The following is a 19,732-nucleotide window of genomic DNA, read 5'->3' as shown; positions in this document are numbered from 1 at the left end:
TTGGTCAGGCGTGAAATGGCGTGATCAGAATCTTACCCTGACGTTCTCCTTGGGCTGCAGTGGCGATGGCTATTTTAATCTGCGCAACATCATAGGTTGCCTGGATCTGTGTGCTGAGTTTACCGGTAGCAATCAGGCCAGCCAGTTCGGTTAGTAGTGCAATTTGCAGCGGCTGTGGCGCGGTGCGGAACCATCGTGCTAGCCAAAAGCCCTTGAGCGTGATGTCGCGAAATACCAGTTCGCGTGGCGATATGTTGCATGGTTCACCGCTGAGTGCGCCGTAATTCACAATAGTGGCGCCTTCACTCAAGCTGGTGGCGAGTCGCATGGTAGCGGTGCCGCCCACAGCATCAATGCCTAACTTAATGGCGGCGCCACTAGTGGCTACTTTTACACGTTCAGCCAAGTCATCACCGTCAATCAAGACTATGTCTCCCCCTTGTGTTTGTACACCAGCCAGGGCTGATTCACGTCGTACGATATTGACCGTTTTCAGACCTCGTAGCTTGGCCAATTTCACCACGTAGCTTCCTACACCTGAGTTGGCACCATTCTGGAGAACCCAATCACCCGGCTGCAAGTTAGCAAAGTCGCTGAGCAACAAAGACGCGGTGGGTGGATTGACCGTGAGCATGGATAGTTGCTTGGGATCAGCCTCATTCGGCAATGGGATCAGGCGAGTAGCAGGTACTACCACGTGCGTCGCCCAGGTGCCGGTGCCTACGGGCAACAGCACAGTTTGGCCCACTGCTGGCCCCTGTGTATCTGGCCCCAATTCCACCACGCGGCCGACACCTTCGCTGCCGCCCACCGCTGGCAAGGATGGGAGCTGACCGTATTGGCCGGTTAGCATTAGTACGTCGCTGGGGTTGATGGGTGCAGCTAACACCGCCACCAAGGCTTGACCTTGAGCCAAGGTCGGGCGATCAAATGGGACCGCTTCGATGACGGCTTGCGGTACCAGGCTACGTTCGGCGTATTGGGCTTTGAGCATGATGGACATATCGGTTTCCTTTGTGCCTTTCATTGGCATGTGTTTGCGATGAGAACATCGTAGTGCAAGCTAACTCAGGATGGAATCTGTTGTATTTGCCAAATTCTTTTGTCTTTATGACAATAATTGAGTTAACAAGGATGAAATCCATGGACAAACTACGTGCCCTGCAATACCTGCTCAAAGTAGCTGATACCCTTAGCTTTTCGCGAGCAGCCAAGATATTTGGTGTACCGGCGTCATCCATCTCCCGGCGTATTGCTGACCTGGAGAGGGAGCTGGGTGTGGAGTTGTTGCACCGGACGACGCGCACGGTGAGACTGACTGAGGTCGGAACCCTTTATTTAGAACAGGTACGTGCCGGCATGGCCCAGCTCAACGACGCTGACGAGTTGGTTGGCTTACGTAACAGCACTCCCAGCGGTACTCTGCGAATCAGTGCTATGCCGAGTTATGGGCAATTGCTGCTTATGCCCGCGCTGCAGGATTTCAGTGGCCGCTACCCAGATATTGTGTTGGACGTACATTTGAGTGATGCCTTGGTTGACCTAGGACGTGATCAGATCGATATTGCCGTCCGCGGTGGTAGTCAGCCACAAGACCGTGTGGTGGTGCGTAAGCTCGATCCCAACTACTTTATTCTTGCTGCTTCGCCGCAATACTTGGCGCGGATGGGTACGCCGCGCACATTGGATGATCTGCAAAATCATTATGCACTGATGTATCGTGGCCCCAATGCAGTGATCAAATGGCAAGGTTCAGGAAATGACGGTTGGCGTGAAATACCTATCACACCCACCTTTATTAGCAATGATGGCGCCAGTCTGATCGCCATGGCCTGCAAGCATCGTGGCTTGGTATTGCTGTCGGAATGGGGGTTGAAGGGTTGCTTGAGTCGTGGTGAGCTAGTGAAAGTCATACTCGATCAGCCGATATCAGTTAATCGTGGTGGGGAGGCGGGTATCTACCTGCTGTACCTACAGACACGCTACCAGATACCAAAAGTGCGAGTGGCTGTAGAGTTCTTGGTGGAGAGGTTGGGGAGCGGCCAACAGTGATATGTGGAGATGCGAGTGCGGGCAGTCAGACTCGGCTATTCGCCCATTGTTAGCGATTGGTGTACAGACACCTAGATTGTAAATGCAAACTGGATGCCACTCTTGCCGGTTATCTACATAGCTGCACTGCGAAAGAAATGTGGCTGTGGCTTTCCTGCTGTGTAAATGTTTGCAGAGGGTAATTAACTGGATTCACAGAATGCTATCAACTAACAGGCCATTACTGCTGGACGACTTTGATGGTGATTGAACCAGAATCAGATGAAAATCACAGGATGAATGTGAGACGTCAAGAGGCCATTTGTGGGTGATCGGTACCAAGCCAAGGTTAAGCGTGGATTTGTGGTACCTAAGATTGCAGTGACCCGCAAACAAGATGTGCCATGTTTGCGGGCCAAAGTTGAACATGCTTTAGTTACTGAGCGACCGGCTAGCTAGTCTCAACATGGTGCGTAAAGCGATTGAGAATGGCCTGCCATCCATCGCGTTGTTGATCAATGGAATGTGTGGGCTCACTGTCGAAAGTCACACGGATCCTCACGCCAGTCGGCGTATTGTCGAATTCGACCTGTGCCGTTCGATCGCCAAAGGTATATTCGATTAACTTTTGGCTCATGATATTCGTATAATTGCCGGCAAAATCGAAACCTATGCTGCCATCTTTTGCTTCCATTCGCGAGCAAAAAGACCCACCCACGCGCAGATCCACCATGGCCGTGGTTGTATGCCAATCGTCGGATGCAGCATTCCATTGTTTGATATCCTCAGGGGTGGTATAAGCGCGCCAGACTTCCTCCATAGGGGCAGCAGCAGTGGTTTCAACGCTGATCTTCATGCATATCTCCTTAGGTGGTTGCAGCGAATTAAGTAAGCGAAAACAGATGGTCACTGAAATATTAGCGAGCTAACTGGCGTAGGTGTCCCTGTATGCTTGAGTACCCTGGCGATTCTATGGCTTGGTCTGGTGAGTAGCGACAGGATAGCGAGATGTTCTCCCAATGTGAGGTGGCTTACTACTCAGGGCTTCTTGCTGCAATGGTTGGAGACTAGCGTCCAACGTTGAATGCTTTCGACTTCAGGGCCTGCTGCCGGTGTACCTGCCCCTTTGATTGACTGTAATTGCTGGCGAAGTGCGGCAGCTTCGGCTGGTGGCGCGACTTTTATACGAGCTTCCATTTTTTCAATGACCGGTGTCATCGCGGTTGCGACATTCGCAGGCATTGGAGGGGTGGTAGTAGGTACAACACGTATCTGTTTCTCCCACACACCATTACCCAGCTTGCGGAAGGTCATATCTTGTTGCTGTCCTTGACAAAATGATTGAGCAATAGCCGAATCGCCGGATGCTGTCAGGTTGGCGACACATGTACTTACCGGTGCTGCCGCGTATCCGATTTGGCAATACCGTACCGGTCCTTTGCCGGGATAGGTCATAACGATGGGGTTGGCTGATTCGGGGCTTTTCAATGTAACGGTGGTGTTGCCAGTGGCACCGTCATGCCGCTCTATACGTTCTATTACACCCACTGGAGTCGATGTGCGAGTGGTCGAGGTCATATCGATTTGGTACTCGCCAGGTGACGGCAACCAAGGATCGGATGCGGCTATGACAAATGGCGCCTGAACAAGACAAGCCAGGGTAAACAAGGTAGAGCGGAAGTTGGGATATGTGCGCATGATTTGTAAATTCTATTGTCATGGCCCGGAATCTGCAAACGTATCTGCACGGACGTGAAGTCGATTCCCGGCCCATGACTGAGTCCTGGCAAGTAGACTCAAGCAAGGTCCCAGGTATCAGACTTCAGTTTGCTTGGCTGCTGTATGGATTTCTATTTTTAATCATATTCTTGCAGGTTTTTTGCGGTGACTTGTTCATGTGGCGGCCGTTATAAATGCAGTTGTAAATCGCCCAAGATATGTCAAGGGTGACATTCTCCTGCGATTATGTATCTTGGGGTCAAGATCGATCATCATGTGTTTGGCTTGAAACGGACAGGCTTGACATGTTTCTTCACGATGCGCGTTGCTAGGTAACCTGTCGACTGGTGTAGCTAGCCTGCTACGTTTTAGTTGATGCCGGACTATATGGGAGACTGGCCTCGGGCTCCGTAATCCACGTTTGCTTTCATGCCAAGGGCGGGTGTAAAGCAAGTTGCAGTGGATCAAAATCTCAGAACCATAGACAGCGATTCTGTACAGGCAAAGGAAAGGCATCGGTGCCTTCCATCATTTAGTTGCGCTCGGGGGCTTGAAATCCCCTATACCCACCCCTATTATTAGCACTCGCAATCGTTGAGTGCTAACAATAGCTTTATCGTGGTGTTGGTGAAACCAGCACCAATCTATTTTTTACACGCTGACTCAACATTAACTTCATGTCAGGAGATATCTATGAAAATTCGTCCTCTGCACGACCGCGTAATCGTGAAGCGCCTCGAAGCTGAAGAAAAGACCGCATCCGGTATCGTTCTGCCGGGCAACGCTGCTGAAAAGCCGGACATGGGCGAAATCCTTGCTGTTGGCAAGGGTAAGGTTCTCGAAAATGGTGACATCCGTGCGCTCGAACTGAAGGTCGGCGACAAGGTGATTTTCGGTAAGTATGCAGGCCAGACTGTCAAGGTAGACGGCGAAGAGCTGCTGGTTATGCGTGAAGAAGACATCATGGGCGTGGTTGAAGGCTAATCAGGCCAACCCATTTAGCGAATACTGAATCAGGAGATATTAAATGGCTGCTAAAGACGTAAAGTTCGGCGATTCCGCTCGTCAAAAAATGATTTCTGGTGTCAACATTCTGGCTGACGCTGTAAAAGTTACTCTGGGCCCGAAAGGCCGCAATGTTGTGCTGGATCGTTCGTTCGGCGCACCGACCATCACCAAGGATGGCGTATCTGTTGCCAAGGAAATCGAACTGAAAGACAAGTTCGAAAACATGGGCGCACAAATGGTCAAGGAAGTTGCTTCCAAGACTTCCGACGTTGCTGGTGATGGTACAACTACCGCTACCGTACTGGCGCAAGCCATTGTTCAAGAAGGCATGAAGTACGTTGCTGCCGGTATGAACCCGATGGACCTGAAGCGTGGTATCGATAAGGCTGTTGTGGCTTTGGTTGAAGAGCTGAAGAAAATCAGCAAGCCGACTACTACCAGCAAGGAAATTGCACAAGTTGGTTCCATTTCCGCAAACAGCGATAGCTCCATTGGCCAAATCATTGCTGATGCAATGGATAAAGTTGGCAAGGAAGGCGTAATCACTGTTGAAGATGGCAAGTCGTTGAACAACGAGTTGGAAGTGGTTGAAGGTATGCAATTTGACCGTGGCTACCTAAGCCCATACTTCATCAACAATCCGGACAAGCAAATTGCTTCGCTGGACAACCCATATGTTCTGCTGTTCGACAAGAAAATCTCCAACATCCGTGATCTGTTACCGGTTCTGGAACAAGTTGCCAAGTCTGGCCGTCCGCTGCTGATCATTGCTGAAGATGTTGAAGGTGAAGCACTGGCTACGCTGGTTGTGAACAACATTCGCGGCATTCTGAAGACTGTTGCTGTTAAGGCGCCTGGCTTCGGAGACCGTCGTAAGGCAATGCTGGAGGATATCGCGATCCTGACTGGCGGTACTGTTATCGCTGAAGAAGTGGGCCTGACTCTGGACAAGGCTACCTTGGCAGATCTGGGTCAAGCGAAGCGCATTGAAGTTGGCAAGGAAAACACCACCATCATCGATGGCGCTGGCACCGAAGACAACATCAAGGCTCGCGTTACAACCATCCGCAAGCAAATCGAAGAAGCGACCAGCGATTATGATCGCGAGAAGTTGCAAGAGCGTGTTGCCAAACTGGCAGGCGGTGTTGCTGTAATCAAGGTTGGCGCTGCGACCGAAGTTGAAATGAAAGAGAAGAAGGCGCGTGTAGAAGATGCGTTGCATGCTACCCGTGCTGCGGTTGAAGAAGGTATCGTTGCTGGCGGCGGCGTTGCATTGTTGCGTGCGCGCTCCACTCTGGCTGCGGTGAAGGGTGACAACCATGACCAAGACGCTGGCGTGAAGATCGTTCTGAAGGCAATCGAAGCGCCGTTACGTCAGATTGTTGCCAACACAGGCGATGAGCCATCAGTTGTTGTAAACCGTGTTCTGGAAGGTAGCGGCAACTTCGGTTACAACGCTGCAACTGGTGAGTACGGTGACATGGTTGAAATGGGTGTATTGGATCCGACCAAGGTTACCCGCTCTGCGCTGCAAAATGCTGCATCAGTGGCTGGTTTGATGCTGACGACTGATTGTATGGTTGCTGAACTACCGGAAGACAAGCCTGCTATGCCAATGGGCGGTGGAATGGGCGGTATGGGCGGCATGGATATGTAATATCCCATTTGGCATTAATCTGTCATATAATGGAGCCCCGCATGATGCGGGGCTCTTTTTTCGTTTATTCTACATTGATGTGAGCATAAGCTTGCGCTGTTGCGAATCTTGGGCTTAAATTCCGAATACATTAGAAGATCAAGATAGTCTGGATCATTCCTGCCTACATTGAGTTAACCAGCGCTATAAGGAATACAAAATTGAAGACGTCATTTGTTCCGCGGATTATGCAGCGTGCGCTGTTGGCCGCAACATCGTTGGCCTTTGTGGCCTTGACTGCGTGTAGTGGGGGAGGTGGAGGAGGTAGTACGACACCACCGACACCTACGGGGCCACAGGTAGCCAAGCTTTCGGTTGTTACAATTGCTGATGCAAATAGCACCCAACCCAAGAATTCTGTTAAAACCGATAATAGCGATCGGGTTACCGTTGCAGTAACAGCACTGGATGCAAACAATGTAGCAGTAAAAGATGCTGTTGTTTCATTCAGTAGCGCTGGCGGTGAGCTGCAAGCAGCGGCTAGTGTGACGGATGCACAGGGAAAGATTACAGCTCAATTCAGTGCCGGTATTTCCGCTGAATCAAAAGTTAATCATACCGAAACAATTACCGTTACATCGGGTAATGGAATCACATCACTTGTTCCCATTGATGTAACAGGTACAACAGTTACTGCAAAACTTGCACCAGGTAGTAGTAGCTCAGTTGCAACAGGCGCTACGGTCAATATTTCTGTTGTGCTAAAAGATGCAGGTGGTAATCCCATTAATGGCGTCCCTGTATCTGTAAGTTCGACAGGAAGCGGTAGTGTTGGTGCTGGTTCAGCAGTATCTACAGATAAGAATGGTGAAGCTTTACTACCAGTTGTGGGTCAGAGCGTAGGTGCAACCACACTGATCACTAGCGCAGCCGGTGCAAGTGCAAGCCTTGATCTGACGGTTACACCAGGTACGGGTGGTGTTTCGTTTGCGGAGCCTGCAAATAATTCTCTGCTGGCTGTTGCTGAAGAACGAAATGTACGGGTATCTGTTCCGACGACTACGACAAAAGTGGTACTGGCCACCACTTTGGGTACCTGGAAAGCAAATGGTAAAAATACAATTACCATTGATGCTGTAGGTGGTGTTGCCAATGCAACGTTTAGTTCTGCCAATGCTGGTGTAGCAACAGTGGATGCTTACGATTTGTCCGCGCCTTCATCTCGTGCAACACTGACATTGAATATTGGAACAAGTAATACAACTGGCTCGGTTGTAACTTTGCAGGCTTCGCCAGCCGCAGTTGCTGTTAGCAGCGACCAGAAGAAGAACAGTATTACTTTGAGTGCACGAGTTGTAGATCCTAGCAATAACCCTGTAATCAATGCACCTGTTTCTTTCCGCCTTGAAACTTCTACCTCCAGCGGAGAAGTGGTTGGGCCAACAGTGGCATTTACTAATGCAGCTGGTGTTGCTACATCGTCATTCACTTCCGGTACTCAGCCAGGCAAAGTAATTGTCAAAGCCGGTATTGTGGATGGTGTTGGTGTTACAGAAGGTTCTGCAACAATCGATGTTGGCGGGCAAGCGGCTACAATTGGTTTGGCGCAAGATACCAAGCTGCAAGTGAAAGACAATGATCCAAACTACTATCTTGCAATGTCGGCATATGTAGTGGACATCAAGGGTAACCCTGTTCCTGGTGCAACAGTGACCTTAAGTGTGAATCCGATTTATTTCAGCACAGGTATCAGTTGTTCTGTTACGGGAACCTATACCACAGAGTGGCCGGAGGAAGAACCTTTCCTGGTGTCTCAGGGGCTTAGCCTTTCGCGTGCTGGGGTTTGGCGTGGTATTTCGTTTGGTGGGGCAACAAAAACGGCAGATCGTTCGGATGCGTTCCCGACAACACTTCAACCTACAAATGGTAACGCTGGTACTGTCCCTGCGGAAGTTGTAACAGGCGCAGATGGTAAGGTGAACTTTACATATTCATATCCGAAGTCCAGTGCGTTCTGGCATGTTGTTCGTGTAAGTGCTCGAACATTCGTTGCTGGCACAGAAGCTCGGACAAATTACATCTTCCGCTTAGCGGCCGTTAAAGAAGATGTAGCACCGAATTGTGCTATTGCTGACTCGCCATATAATGCGGCGTTGTAATCTGGTTTGTGGTTAAGTTTCAAAAGCCCTTCAACAGTTTGTTGAAGGGCTTTTGTTTTTTGGGTTTTTTTCCTGACCAGGCTATCCGTGCCAGGAGGTTAAGTCGTCAATGTCCCACTTCGTATCGAAACTAACCCAACGTTCAGCAGTTATAGAGAAGGCTGTTGTAGCGAGTTTAGTTGAGAAGACTGCATATATAGTAAGGATTCTTGAAATTGTGTTTGGTGGTGGATATTCTCGACTAGATTGGTTTTGAGAGAAATTGACAGATTTCTTTTTTGTTGCCAGTTGGTATTGTTGGTTAGGGGGCTTGTACTACTCGTTTTTGATGGGTCAGCCAGCGCCATTCTTCTTCGCTGTATAACCTGGATCGTGTTAAAAACCGTTGCCCAGTCGGTCCCTCCAATGAAAACATACCGCCTCGCCCGGGTACGATATCAATGATGAGTTGGGTATGTTGCCAATACTCGTATTGAGATGCATTGATGTAGAACGGTTGTTCGCCAATGTGGCCGAGTAATATATCTTGGTCGCCAATTTGAAATTCATTTCTTGGATAGCACATGGGTGCGCTGCCGTCGCAGCAACCACCGGATTGGTGGAACATCAGGTCTCCATGTTGTTGGCGCAGCTGATCAATAAGTGCCAGGGCGGCAGATGTGGCGAGCACTTGAAGGACGTCTGGCATGTTGGACTCCTTTGGATGAATGGGAGAATTGATTGATGGCGTGATTCCGCTAAACACCACGCTGTAGTGCAAGATGCTACAGCGCGGTGTATTTAAAGCAATGCCATAATGGCGTTGTTAGAAAAAACCTAACACTTTGGGTGAATAGCTTACCAATAGGTTCTTGGTCTGCTGGTAGTGATCCAGCATCATGCGGTGGGTTTCGCGGCCGATACCACTTTGCTTATAGCCACCGAAAGCAGCATGTGCGGGGTATAGGTGGTAGCAGTTGGTCCAAACGCGACCGGCTTTAATGTGGCGACCGAATCGGTAGGCGGTATTGATATCACGCGACCACACGCCTGCGCCCAGACCATATAGCGTGTCGTTGGCCAAGGTCAGTGCTTCGTATTCATCTTTGAATGTAGTGACCGAAACAATCGGGCCGAAGATTTCTTCCTGAAAAATCCGCATACGGTTGTGGCCCTTGAAGATGGTGGGCTGCACGTAATAGCCACCGGCCAGATCGCCTTCCAGTTGTTTGCGACCACCCCCTGCCAGGATTTGTGCACCTTCCTGTTTGCCGATGTCGATATAGCTGAGGATTTTGTCCAATTGCTCGCTGGAAGCCTGTGCCCCGATCATGGTGTCGGTATTCAGTGGGTGGCCCTGCTTGATGGCAGAGACACGAGCGAGGACTTTTTCCATGAAGCGGTCGTAAATCGATTCATGGATCAAGGCGCGGGAAGGGCAGGTACAGACTTCCCCTTGATTCAAGGCAAACATCACTAGGCCTTCGACAGCTTTATCGACGAAGTCGTCATCTTCACGCATTACGTCAGGGAAAAAGATGTTGGGTGATTTGCCGCCTAATTCCAACGTAACAGGGATCAGGTTCTGGCTGGCGTATTGCATGATCAGACGACCTGTAGTGGTTTCGCCAGTGAAAGCGATTTTGGCGATGCGGTTGCTGCTGGCCAGGGGTTTGCCTGCCTCCAGTCCGAAGCCGTTGACGATGTTCAACACGCCTGGCGGTAGCAGATCACCCACTAGTTCAGCCCAGATCAGGATTGAGACGGGTGTTTGTTCTGCAGGTTTGAGGACGACGCAATTGCCGGCTGCCAAGGCGGGCGCTAGCTTCCAGGCTGCCATCAGGATTGGGAAGTTCCATGGAATGATCTGCCCGACCACACCTAGTGGTTCGTGGAAATGGTAGGCAACGGTGTGTTCGTCTATTTCGGCCAGCGATCCTTCTTGAGCGCGGACGCAGGCGGCGAAGTAACGAAAGTGGTCGATGGCAAGAGGGATGTCGGCGGCAAGTGTCTCACGAATGGGTTTGCCATTGTCCCAGCTTTCGGCGACAGCAAGGCGCTCTAGATTGGCTGCCATCCGATCGGCGATTTTGTTCAGCAGGTTGGCGCGATCTGTGACTGATGTTGCGGCCCATTTTTCTTGGGCGGCATGTGCTGCATCCAGTGCCAGGTTGATGTCTTTATCTGACGAACGGGGAATTTCGCAGAAAGCTTTGCCTGTGATGGGGGAAATGTTTTCAAAGTAGCGTTGCTCAACTGGTGGTACCCATTCGCCACCAATAAAGTTGGAATAACGTGGCTTGAAATCGACCTTGGCACCGGTTTGATTGGGGGGGGCGTAAAGCATGTTGTCTCCTTGATGATTGTCTGCAACACTGTGGTTTCAATCCGTCTGCACCATGACGGTAGTGGTTGTATTGCAATGGTTGTGCCACTTGGCACCGCCTTGTCGTATTGGCCATCACACAAGGCTTTGTGCCAATGTCATGGTAATGTGTGCCATGCAAAGCTGTACCAAATTGACACAGGTGTTGCATGGCCGGGCAGCACCAGTCTTGCTGAGCCTGCGCAGGAGGAGGTCTGTCTATGTCGTTGGATCTTGCTACAACGGCTGCCGCTCGGGCAGCCTTCTTTGTTCAGGGGCAAATGCCCTATGCCTTACCCATGCTGGTCCAGCAGTCCTGGCAACGCTGTGCGCAACAAGGTTTGCAGCCAGATGCGCCGTTGCAGGTGAATCGCATCGATCAGCAGCAACTTAATCACCTGCAAGCTCGTCATGGCGCCTTATGTCGCCTCGCTATGCCGGCACTAGATCATTTGTATGCTCAGGTAGCCAATACCGATTCGCTGGTACTACTGGCCGATCCGGAGGGTGTGGTGTTGGCGGCACGTGGTGACGGTGGTTTTCTTGATCGGGCTCGGCGCGTGGCGTTGGCGCCGGGTGCGAGTTGGTCGGAATTGCAGATGGGGACCAATGCAATTGGAACCGCTGTTGCTGAGCGCAAGCCAGTATTGGTGAATGGTGCTGAACACTATTTCGAGCGCAATGGTTTTCTGACCTGCACTGCTAGCCCAATCTTTGATCCGCAAGGTCGGTTGGCGGGTGTTCTTGATATCTCTGGTGACCGGCGGTTGCGTCATGCTCATCGGATGGCATTGGTTTGTCTGGCCGCACAACAGATTGAAAATCGCCTTTTTGATCATGGTGTTGCTGGGGCTATTACCTTGCGGTTTCATGGTTTGCATGAGATGTTGGGCACTCCAGCTGAAGGTATCGCCGTATTTGGGGGCGATGGGGTGTTGTTGGCAGCCAATCGAGCAGCTTTATTTCAGTTGGGATTGGATTGGGCAGATATTGGGCAGACCTATTGTGATGATGTATTCGATGGTGGTTTGAATAGTCTGCAGTTCCTGGTCAGATCCAAACTGGTGTTGATGAGCAACGGTGTGCAAGTGTATGCACAGCGTGATGGTTTGAGTGTCTTGCCGGTTACCAAATCAGCTGTTGCTCATCCGATGCCGACTACCGCCATGCTTGATGCGGTAATGGGTGACAAGGTACTGGCTGAGCAATTGGCGCGTGTGGTCAAGGTCTTCAGGCGGGGCTTGCCGATATTGCTGCAAGGTGAAACAGGTACCGGCAAGGAGTATGTCGCTCGTGCGTTACATGCTGCTGGGCCTCATGCGAATGGGCCGTTTGTGGCCGTCAACTGCGCTGCATTGCCTGACGGATTGATTGAGGCCGAACTGTTTGGCTATGTATCTGGCGCTTTCACCGGCGCCAACCCAAAAGGTGCGGTGGGTAAGTTACGGCAAGCACATGGTGGTACTCTGTTTCTGGATGAGATTGGTGACATGTCCATGTTGTTGCAGGCTCGATTATTGAGAGTGCTACAGGAACGCTTGCTGACGCCATTGGGTAGTGTGGAAACCATCCCATTGAATTTCAGTCTGATTACTGCAAGCCACCGTAACTTGTCGGCACTGGTAGCAAGTGGTGGTTTTCGTGAAGACCTGTATTACCGGTTGAATGGTTATAGTCTGACACTGCCGGCATTGCGTACACGACAGGGTATGCCCGAGATCGTGAAACGGCTGTTGGCTAAAGAAGTCGCGAAACTTGTCAACGTCAGTCACGAGGCAATGGCGATCATTACAGCTCAATCCTGGCCGGGTAACCTCAGGCAGTTGCGTAATGTGTTAGTGGCGGCACTGGCATTATTGGATGAAGATGATCACCTGATTCAGGTAGAGCATATTCAGGCGTTGCTGCAGTCACCGGCTGGTTTGCCTGACAGTCTTGCAAAGCAGGAGGTGGCAGCTATTCAAGCGGCACTGGCTGCATCACCGGGGAATTTATCTGCAGTAGCCCGTCGGCTGGGTATCAGCCGGAATACCTTGTATCGGCGCATGGCGGCACTGGGCTTGGTGCGGCCATCTTGAAATCCGGCCGGGCGTCCCCAACTTTGATTGGATACCCGCCCTTCATTCATCCCCGGCCTGCCGAGCTTCGGCTGGCCCTTTGACGAGAGAACAGGCTCCATGACCGTCCCGTACCTGATTACTGCGCAAAAAGGCCCGATTCTTGAGCTGGAAAGTCGCATTCTGAAAGCCATGCCCAAGATCGAGCACTGGTTCCGCACTCAATGGCAAGAGCACACACCACCATTCTATGGTTCGGTTGATCTGCGCAATGCTGGTTTCAAACTGGCGCCTGTGGATATGAACCTGTTCCCGGGGGGGTTCAACAACTTGAACCGTGAGTTTCATCCATTGTGTGTGCAAGCAGTTCAATCTGCGTTGGAAAAGATCTGTCCAGATGCACGCAGCCTATTGCTGATTCCGGAGAACCACACCCGCAATACCTTCTATCTACAGAACGTGGCAACACTGCAATCCGTGCTGAAAATGGCCGGGCTGAATGTACGCCTGGGCAGTATCTCGCCTGAAGTAACCGCACCTACCACTATTGAGCTGCCTTCCGGTGATTCCTTGTTGCTGGAACCGTTGAGGCGTGATGGTAATCGGGTCAAGGTGGATGGCTTCAATCCGTGCATCGTATTGTTGAACAATGATTTGTCTGCAGGGGTGCCGGATATCCTGCAAGACATTGAGCAGAATTTGTTGCCGCCACCGCATGCAGGCTGGGCAACCCGTAAGAAGACCAACCACTTTGAAGCTTACGATCAGGTGGCTGCAGATTTTGCCAAGCTACTGGATATTGACCCATGGTTGATCAACCCGTATTTCGACCGCTGTGATGGCATCGACTTCCAGGAGCGTAAAGGGGAGGAATGTCTGGCTGCCAAGGTAGAGTTGTTGCTGGATCGTATTGGCGAGAAATACAAGCAGTATGGCATTACCGACAAGCCTTATGTGATCATTAAAGCCAATGCCGGCACCTATGGCATGGGCGTGATGAGCGTGAAGAGCCCGGATGAAGTAATTGGCTTGAACCGCAAGCAGCGTAACAAGATGAGCGTGATCAAGGAAGGCCAGGAAGTGCACGAAGTCATCGTTCAGGAAGGGGTCTATACCTTCGAAAATGTGAACGATGCCGTGGCCGAGCCTGTGGTTTACATGGTGGACCGCTTCGTGGTGGGCGGGTTCTACCGCGTACATACTGGCCGTGGTGTGGACGAAAACCTGAATGCGCCTGGCATGCACTTTGAACCACTGTCGTTTGTGGCACCGTGCTCCATTCCCGACTGTAGTGGCGATCCTGACTGTCCGCCGAACCGTTTCTATTCCTATGGTGTGGTGGCTCGCCTTGCCTTATTGGCGGCGAGTATCGAAATTGAACAGACGGCACCGCTGGAGCTGGCGACTGCATGACCACGGATGCGCGGTGCCTTGCTGCGTGTCGTGTCCAGCTGGTGGCACACTGTTGAAAAAAAAGCCCAGCCAAACTGGCTGGGCCCAAGGGGCACTGTGGCTAGCGGTTCGACCAGTTTGTCTGTTGACAAGCCCAACCGAACCGCACGTTGCGTCCTGAATTACTCCAAAAACGCTTTGCGTGTCGCTGACAACAGCGGGTCACGCATACCGGCCGGGTTGCCTGGCTGATGGCCTTGATTGATGGTCCAGATAATGGTGCCACCTAATTTCTTGGCTTTCGCATAGGCGCCCTTTTCGGCAATCGAACGCTCGTCTTCAAAGGACACAAAATTGCATTGTTGTGGCCCGAAAGGCGAGGGTGAGGTCAGATAGCTCATCCTGGCGGTGGCATCCCACTTGCGGGTGGCCGATTTGGCATAGTGCGCCATGATGTTGGTGTAGCTCATTGCATTGTCGCTGTCGCCATTGACCGGCAGTTCACCGGGTTTGCCGGGCAGCACCTTCTGATGCGGCTCGTAGACCCGACGCCAGCATGATCCATAAAACCCGATGCCAACGCCCAATTTATTGGCGGGTACGCCAATCCGCAGGTAATTGCTGATACTGACGTCAATTGAACTAGGCGTGTTGGGTGTATCGCCATACAACGCCGCAAAGTGCCAGGTATCCCATCCCCAGAAACCTGACGCCATGTCATAGCTCATGATATTCATTTGATCGAACAGCGGGGCGATTTCCGCAAAGTAGGGTCGGGCTTCATCAGGGAAGTTGCGGCTGATCCAACCGATGGGCACCGTCAGCAGCATGGCGGGCCGGCTGCTGCGCAACTTTTGCGCCAGTGCCTTGAAGGCGGCTTGGTCGGCCACTTCGAGCGGCTCCCAATCCAGATCGAGTCCATCGGCGCCATATTCGTCCATGGCTTTCAACAGATTGGTGACAAAGCCGTTTAAACGGCTAGGGTCTGCGGCTGATACCCACTGTTCATGGGTGCCAGCCCCGCCGATCATCAAAATGACTTTCTTGCCTGCGGCTTTGGTGCGTTTTGCCAGGTCTTTGGCAAAGCGAGGTCCCTCGACCGGGTCAATATCAAAGGTCGTCAGCAAGCCGCCGTCGGCTTTGGGCTCAATACGACCAATGGTCAGGTGGGTGAGAGATTTGAAATCAATCCGATCAACCGGGTACAAATCGCGCTGGTAGCCCACGTAATAACCGTTGACCCAGCGCTGTGCAACCGGGGTGCCGCTGCCGCCCGTCGGCTTCTGAGGTTTCCATTGCTGATTGTGTCCGCTATGCTTCGGCCACACCATGACACGCGCACCATCGGTTTTGGCACTGCCTTCTACATCCAACGCAGCTTTGCTATTGCGCTGGACCAGGTTGTAGTAGCCGTTGTCCGTCGCTTGCGGGCACCATAATTGGCTATTGTTGTTGGCTTTGGTCAAGACGATAGCCTGCCTGCCGGTTGAACCCAGTACCTTGCCATCCTTGTCCGACACGATGCGGAAATAGCCGTTGCCAGCACTTTCAAAGTGCCAGTGTTGGCTGGCAATCGTGGCATTGGCAGTGCTCTGAATGGCCAGGGTGCTGCCATTGGCCACATCCATTACCTTGCCGCTATGCCTTGCCTGCAATTGGTAACTTTGCGTGGTATCCAGGCCGGATGGCGCACAAGTATCGACTGGTGGGGTGCCGGTGCGGGCCGAGCCAGAATTCGGATCGAACCCCGGACGCTTGGTGACGGGCGTGATGTCTACGGCCTCGAACTGCGTGTGCGGTACCGATTGCACTTGCGAAATGGTGGCGGATTGCCAACGGTTGCTGGGTTCGCCGGTGATATACATATCCGACCCGCCATCGGCAATGTACATGCCGTATTTCTTCAGCGCCTTGAGAATGGCCTTGGCCTGTGGGGTGAAATTGTCCGGAATCACATAACTGGCCTTGAGCCTGAATAACTGGCCCATCGGCGGCTTGTCCAGTGATCCGCCACCATTGCTGGTGTCATGCCGGGCTGGCCAGACATGGCTGTTGCGAATTTTGCTTGATTGAATGGTGAAACGGAGTGCGTGGTTGATTTCACCGCGGCTCGCTTCGTCTGCTCGCAACAACAATGGCAGGATGGGAAAGCCGGCTGCATCGGCCGATGTCCAACCGTCTGGCCGCAATACATTGGAGTTCAAGTCAAAACGGGCAGTGGAATGGACATTCCACCCGCCATCGGTGCGTGGGAAGGCGTGATAGGCCTCCCAAAGTACGCAACTATCCTGATCAATGGCGAGGATATGGTGATCACCTTCATCGCTGGAAGAAGTCGGAATACCGCCTTCGACAATGGGGTGATCGGGAATCGGAAAGATTGGGTTGGCTGCATTGGCAGCGGTACAGGGGCTGATGCTGAGATAGCCACTGGCCGTCTTGACGGCGCAATCGCTTTCCGTGCGGCCTTGTCCGCCCCATGGGGCATCGAATCCCAGTTTTTTCCAGACTAGGCTTTTACCACGCACGTTCTGCCAAGGGATGCCATAGAAGTCATCCTTGGTCTGATCCATCTGCGTTCCCAAGTCCAGATGCAGGTTGCGCGGTGTACTGCGAATGGTGCGAATGAAGGTGTCAGAGCTGGGGTGCTTAGGAAGCGCATCAATCGGTGTATTGAAGATATGGTCAGCCGGCAGGATGCGGCAGTTGCCGATGACGGGCGGGGCTGCTTCGGCAACCGGGGCAAATGCCAGAAGCAAACCCAATGCGATTGGGGGTAAGCTGAAGCAGGGTAAGGCACGAGACGGGTTTACCGTCACGGTGGCTACAGGTATCCATTGTGATGACATGCGGCTTGCTCCTGGGTTTGCGGCTCTGGCCAAAGTTCCCTACATCGATACCAGATGTATCGACGGGCCGGAATGCAAAATACATGCCAATGTAATTTATTGTGATGTGTTTCGTGACTGATATTGGGTACAGGGTGGGTCCGTACGGCTGATAAATGCAATGCTGGTTGCCCTTGCCGGTCACTAATAGACAATTTGGCGCCAACATGAATATTTGCTGGGCTACATTTTCTACGTTGAGCCAGTCAGAGCAGGCCAGTCTGCAAATCAGCATGACCAAGTTGAATAATTATAATCCGTTGATTGCCATATCCGAATGTAATACCAATTTGATAATACAGCTTACCTTTCAGGGTCGTTCCACAGGGTTTTGTCTTGTAGCGGAGTGTCAGGCGGCAAGAACGGATTGGTCAGCCGGATGATGCGGCGTTGGCGAATATTGGCTCGTTCCATGGACTGTTTATGGTAGCGCTGGAAGATTTGTTCGAATGTTCCGTCCAAGATCATCTGGCGCAAGCCTGTTTCCAGTCGTTTGGCCAGCTCCGGATTGTTGCGGTTAACAAAGAAGTAATAGGGCCAGGGGTAATAGATCACTAAATGCTTCTCGATAGCCAACTTGCTAAATTGCGGGCCAAACGTTTCTTGCTCCTTGAATATTTCATTGATGCCACGTGGAAATATATCCACCCGTCCTATGTTGACCATGGCAAACAAGCTGTCATAGCGGGTGGTCAGTACTTTCAGGCCATTCGCATTGTAAAGGTCTACATCACCCCATCCCATCCCTTGGCCAATGGTCAGACTGGCCAGATCTTCAACGGTTTGGATACGATTGAGGTCATCCTGCTTATCCTGATTGATCAGGGCAATACGATAGCCCATCAGGCTTTTCCGTAATGGGATGCGGATCGGCAGAAAATCCCGCTCTTTTTGCACGGAAGTGGAGCTCCAGACGACATTGACGGTTTTACCAATCTTCAGTTCACGTAGGTAGCGTGCCTCGTTCATAGGTTGATTGGATGGCAGCAGTTCATAGGGGCCGAATTCTGGTGTAGTGGCATTCAGTGCTGTACGTAGCAGTGTCTGGACATCTTCGAAGCGTGGATCGCTGGTTGATTCCGATTGGGGGTAAATGACCGTCAACATCGCGATGGATTGAACAGGGAACAGCAGGCAAAGTGCTAGCCAAACAACATGCCAGTGTCTTGTGTAGCGCAGATACCACATGGTGAGCTCCTGACGCGAAGTGGCGGCCGACAGCGGCCGCGCAGCTTTGCATGTATTACCGCTCGTGATGCATTACTTGGTTGGATCGAACCATAGGCTGGCATCGGACAATGGTGTTTCCTTCGGTAGCATCGGATTGGCCACTTCGATGACCCGCCTGCCCTTCACTTGGCCTTTATCGATGGCAGTCTGGTTGTACTTTTTGAAGATCACATCATAGGACCCATCTTTCAGCATGGTACGGAAGCCCTTTTCAATGCGATCAGCCAAGGCTTTATCTTTTTTGTTGACGAAGATATAGAACGGCCATGGGTAGTGGATCAATAACCCTTTTTCGATGACCAGATCCGGGTTGGCCTTTTTGCGTTGTTCATATTCGTCAATCGCTTCGGTGATACCACGTGGGAACAAATCAATCCGGCCAGCTGCTGCCATCGGGAACAAGCCATCGTACTTTGCTGTGGTGACTTTGATGCCGTTGGCTTCATACAGTTTGACGTCTCCCCAGCCAATTCCTTGGCCCAATGTCAGCTTTTTCAGGTCATCAAGCGTTTTCACCTTGTCGATTTCTGCTTGTTTGTTTTTTGAGATCAACGATAGCCGGTAGCCCAATAAGCCTTTGCGAAGGCAGATGCGAATCGGGATGAACTCTTTTTCCTTGTCTACCGAGGTTGAGCTCCAGGCCACATTGATGCTGCGGCCTGCCTTCAGTTCTTCCATATACCGCGCTTCGGTCATGCCACTGTCGGAAGGCTTCAATATAGCGGGACCCATTTCACCAGCAGTTTTATCCAGCGCCGTTTTCAGTAGTTCGATTACATCCCGGAAACGGACGTCATCGGCAGATTCTGGCGCAGGGTAGGTCACAGTGGTATTGGCAAACGCGTTGCCGACCAGTAACAGATAGATGTACAGCCAACGTTGAATTGGCTTGGAAACACAGAATGGCATGGTCTCACTCCGGTTGCGTTATGGATGTCAGCAAAAAGGCATAGTTGTTTCAGGGGGCATTGGCATGCTCATCCAGTTAGGTATAGGTGGATATGACCAGTCAGGGCAAACATTCGAGCCGATGTCTGGCTGAGTGAGAACAAGGTATCGAGGAGGGGCACGAGGATAGCTGTGACTTCCTGCTTATTTTTGAATGATCGAATCTAGTTGGCGAGCCTGAACGGGCTGCCGTAGCATGCCTCCGGCATCAAGCGGTACCGTGAATAACAAGGGCAGTACAGGTCATCTTGACGGTGAAGAACCTATGAACGATGGCTGACGGTACAAGAGGAATGGTCAAACCTGCTCAAGAGCTGGCA

The 19,732-nt window shown here is 51.6% G+C and carries 14 protein-coding genes; 6 read left to right on the top strand and 8 right to left on the bottom strand.

Features of this window, described 5'->3' with window-relative positions; translation table 11 throughout:
• Window positions 1–4 precede the first annotated feature (4 nt).
• The gene (locus tag FFS57_RS03900) at window positions 5–994 is read right to left on the bottom strand and encodes a zinc-dependent alcohol dehydrogenase family protein (RefSeq protein ID WP_137936579.1); all 990 of its coding nucleotides are present in this window, start codon (window positions 992–994) and stop codon (window positions 5–7) included.
• A 149-nt stretch (window positions 995–1,143) separates the two neighbouring features.
• Between FFS57_RS03900 and FFS57_RS03895 the strand changes: the two genes are divergently transcribed.
• A complete protein-coding gene (locus tag FFS57_RS03895) occupies window positions 1,144–2,052 on the top strand; it encodes a LysR family transcriptional regulator (RefSeq protein WP_171013593.1) in 909 nt (302 codons plus the stop codon).
• Window positions 2,053–2,482: 430 nt separating this feature from the next.
• Here FFS57_RS03895 and FFS57_RS03890 read toward each other — a convergent pair whose 3' ends face one another.
• Window positions 2,483–2,887, bottom strand: a complete 405-nt coding sequence (locus FFS57_RS03890; protein ID WP_137936454.1) for an SRPBCC domain-containing protein — start codon at window positions 2,885–2,887, stop codon at window positions 2,483–2,485.
• 182 nt (window positions 2,888–3,069) lie between these two features.
• Window positions 3,070–3,729 (bottom strand): hypothetical protein, encoded by a 660-nt coding sequence (locus FFS57_RS03885; protein WP_137936453.1) that lies wholly within the window; start codon window positions 3,727–3,729, stop codon window positions 3,070–3,072.
• A 714-nt stretch (window positions 3,730–4,443) separates the two neighbouring features.
• Here FFS57_RS03885 and groES point away from each other — a divergent pair.
• The 3 genes from groES to FFS57_RS03870 all read left to right on the top strand — a co-directional run bounded on the left by groES (window position 4,444) and on the right by FFS57_RS03870 (window position 8,553).
• Window positions 4,444–4,734 carry a co-chaperone GroES gene (gene groES / locus FFS57_RS03880; protein ID WP_137936452.1) on the top strand — a complete coding sequence of 97 codons (291 nt, stop codon included), beginning with the start codon at window positions 4,444–4,446 and terminating at the stop codon, window positions 4,732–4,734.
• 43 nt (window positions 4,735–4,777) lie between these two features.
• Window positions 4,778–6,415 carry a chaperonin GroEL gene (gene groL / locus FFS57_RS03875; protein ID WP_137936451.1) on the top strand — a complete coding sequence of 546 codons (1,638 nt, stop codon included), beginning with the start codon at window positions 4,778–4,780 and terminating at the stop codon, window positions 6,413–6,415.
• 200 nt (window positions 6,416–6,615) lie between these two features.
• Window positions 6,616–8,553, top strand: coding sequence for an Ig-like domain-containing protein (locus tag FFS57_RS03870; protein WP_137936450.1), 1,938 nt, complete (start codon window positions 6,616–6,618; stop codon window positions 8,551–8,553).
• 301 nt (window positions 8,554–8,854) lie between these two features.
• Here the strand turns inward: FFS57_RS03870 and FFS57_RS03865 are convergent, their stop codons facing one another.
• Window positions 8,855–9,241 carry a DUF779 domain-containing protein gene (locus FFS57_RS03865; protein WP_137936578.1) on the bottom strand — a complete coding sequence of 129 codons (387 nt, stop codon included), beginning with the start codon at window positions 9,239–9,241 and terminating at the stop codon, window positions 8,855–8,857.
• A gap of 117 nt (window positions 9,242–9,358) precedes the next feature.
• The gene (gene adh, locus FFS57_RS03860; protein WP_137936449.1) at window positions 9,359–10,879 is read right to left on the bottom strand and encodes an aldehyde dehydrogenase; all 1,521 of its coding nucleotides are present in this window, start codon (window positions 10,877–10,879) and stop codon (window positions 9,359–9,361) included.
• Between the two features lie 239 nt (window positions 10,880–11,118).
• On the opposite strand from adh, the gene FFS57_RS03855 reads away from it, so the two are divergent.
• Both FFS57_RS03855 and gshA read left to right on the top strand, forming a co-directional pair.
• On the top strand, window positions 11,119–12,975 hold the full coding sequence (locus tag FFS57_RS03855) for a sigma-54-dependent Fis family transcriptional regulator (RefSeq protein WP_137936448.1): 1,857 nt from the start codon (window positions 11,119–11,121) through the stop codon (window positions 12,973–12,975).
• Between the two features lie 99 nt (window positions 12,976–13,074).
• Complete coding sequence (gene gshA, locus FFS57_RS03850; protein ID WP_137936447.1) at window positions 13,075–14,367, top strand: glutamate--cysteine ligase; 1,293 nt, start codon at window positions 13,075–13,077, stop codon at window positions 14,365–14,367.
• Between the two features lie 161 nt (window positions 14,368–14,528).
• On the opposite strand, the gene FFS57_RS03845 is transcribed toward gshA, so the two are convergent.
• The 3 genes from FFS57_RS03845 to FFS57_RS03835 all read right to left on the bottom strand — a co-directional run bounded on the left by FFS57_RS03845 (window position 14,529) and on the right by FFS57_RS03835 (window position 19,373).
• The gene (locus tag FFS57_RS03845; protein WP_137936446.1) at window positions 14,529–17,195 is read right to left on the bottom strand and encodes a glycosyl hydrolase family 18 protein; all 2,667 of its coding nucleotides are present in this window, start codon (window positions 17,193–17,195) and stop codon (window positions 14,529–14,531) included.
• Window positions 17,196–17,537: 342 nt separating this feature from the next.
• Window positions 17,538–18,422 (bottom strand): substrate-binding periplasmic protein, encoded by an 885-nt coding sequence (locus FFS57_RS03840; protein ID WP_137936445.1) that lies wholly within the window; start codon window positions 18,420–18,422, stop codon window positions 17,538–17,540.
• Between the two features lie 72 nt (window positions 18,423–18,494).
• Entirely contained in the window at window positions 18,495–19,373 is an 879-nt protein-coding gene (locus tag FFS57_RS03835) for a substrate-binding periplasmic protein (protein ID WP_137936444.1), read from the bottom strand.
• Window positions 19,374–19,732: the final 359 nt, after the last annotated feature.

The organism is Chitinivorax sp. B (assembly GCF_005503445.1).
Lineage (GTDB): Bacteria > Pseudomonadota > Gammaproteobacteria > Burkholderiales > SCOH01 > Chitinivorax.
This window is presented reverse-complemented; position numbering and strand designations above follow the sequence as displayed.

Excerpts from the sequence above, each read along its gene's own strand:
- FFS57_RS03835 (WP_137936444.1), bottom strand. The coding sequence starts at position 19,373 with ATGCCATTCTGTGTTTCCAAGCCAATTCAACGTTGGCTGTACATCTAT.
- adh (WP_137936449.1), bottom strand. The coding sequence starts at position 10,879 with ATGCTTTACGCCCCCCCCAATCAAACCGGTGCCAAGGTCGATTTCAAG.
- FFS57_RS03900 (WP_137936579.1), bottom strand. The coding sequence starts at position 994 with ATGCTCAAAGCCCAATACGCCGAACGTAGCCTGGTACCGCAAGCCGTC.
- FFS57_RS03840 (WP_137936445.1), bottom strand. The coding sequence starts at position 18,422 with ATGTGGTATCTGCGCTACACAAGACACTGGCATGTTGTTTGGCTAGCA.
- FFS57_RS03865 (WP_137936578.1), bottom strand. The coding sequence starts at position 9,241 with ATGCCAGACGTCCTTCAAGTGCTCGCCACATCTGCCGCCCTGGCACTT.
- groL (WP_137936451.1), top strand. The coding sequence starts at position 4,778 with ATGGCTGCTAAAGACGTAAAGTTCGGCGATTCCGCTCGTCAAAAAATG.
- FFS57_RS03845 (WP_137936446.1), bottom strand. The coding sequence starts at position 17,195 with ATGTCATCACAATGGATACCTGTAGCCACCGTGACGGTAAACCCGTCT.
- gshA (WP_137936447.1), top strand. The coding sequence starts at position 13,075 with ATGACCGTCCCGTACCTGATTACTGCGCAAAAAGGCCCGATTCTTGAG.
- FFS57_RS03890 (WP_137936454.1), bottom strand. The coding sequence starts at position 2,887 with ATGAAGATCAGCGTTGAAACCACTGCTGCTGCCCCTATGGAGGAAGTC.
- FFS57_RS03855 (WP_137936448.1), top strand. The coding sequence starts at position 11,119 with ATGTCGTTGGATCTTGCTACAACGGCTGCCGCTCGGGCAGCCTTCTTT.
- groES (WP_137936452.1), top strand. The coding sequence starts at position 4,444 with ATGAAAATTCGTCCTCTGCACGACCGCGTAATCGTGAAGCGCCTCGAA.
- FFS57_RS03885 (WP_137936453.1), bottom strand. The coding sequence starts at position 3,729 with ATGCGCACATATCCCAACTTCCGCTCTACCTTGTTTACCCTGGCTTGT.
- FFS57_RS03895 (WP_171013593.1), top strand. The coding sequence starts at position 1,144 with ATGGACAAACTACGTGCCCTGCAATACCTGCTCAAAGTAGCTGATACC.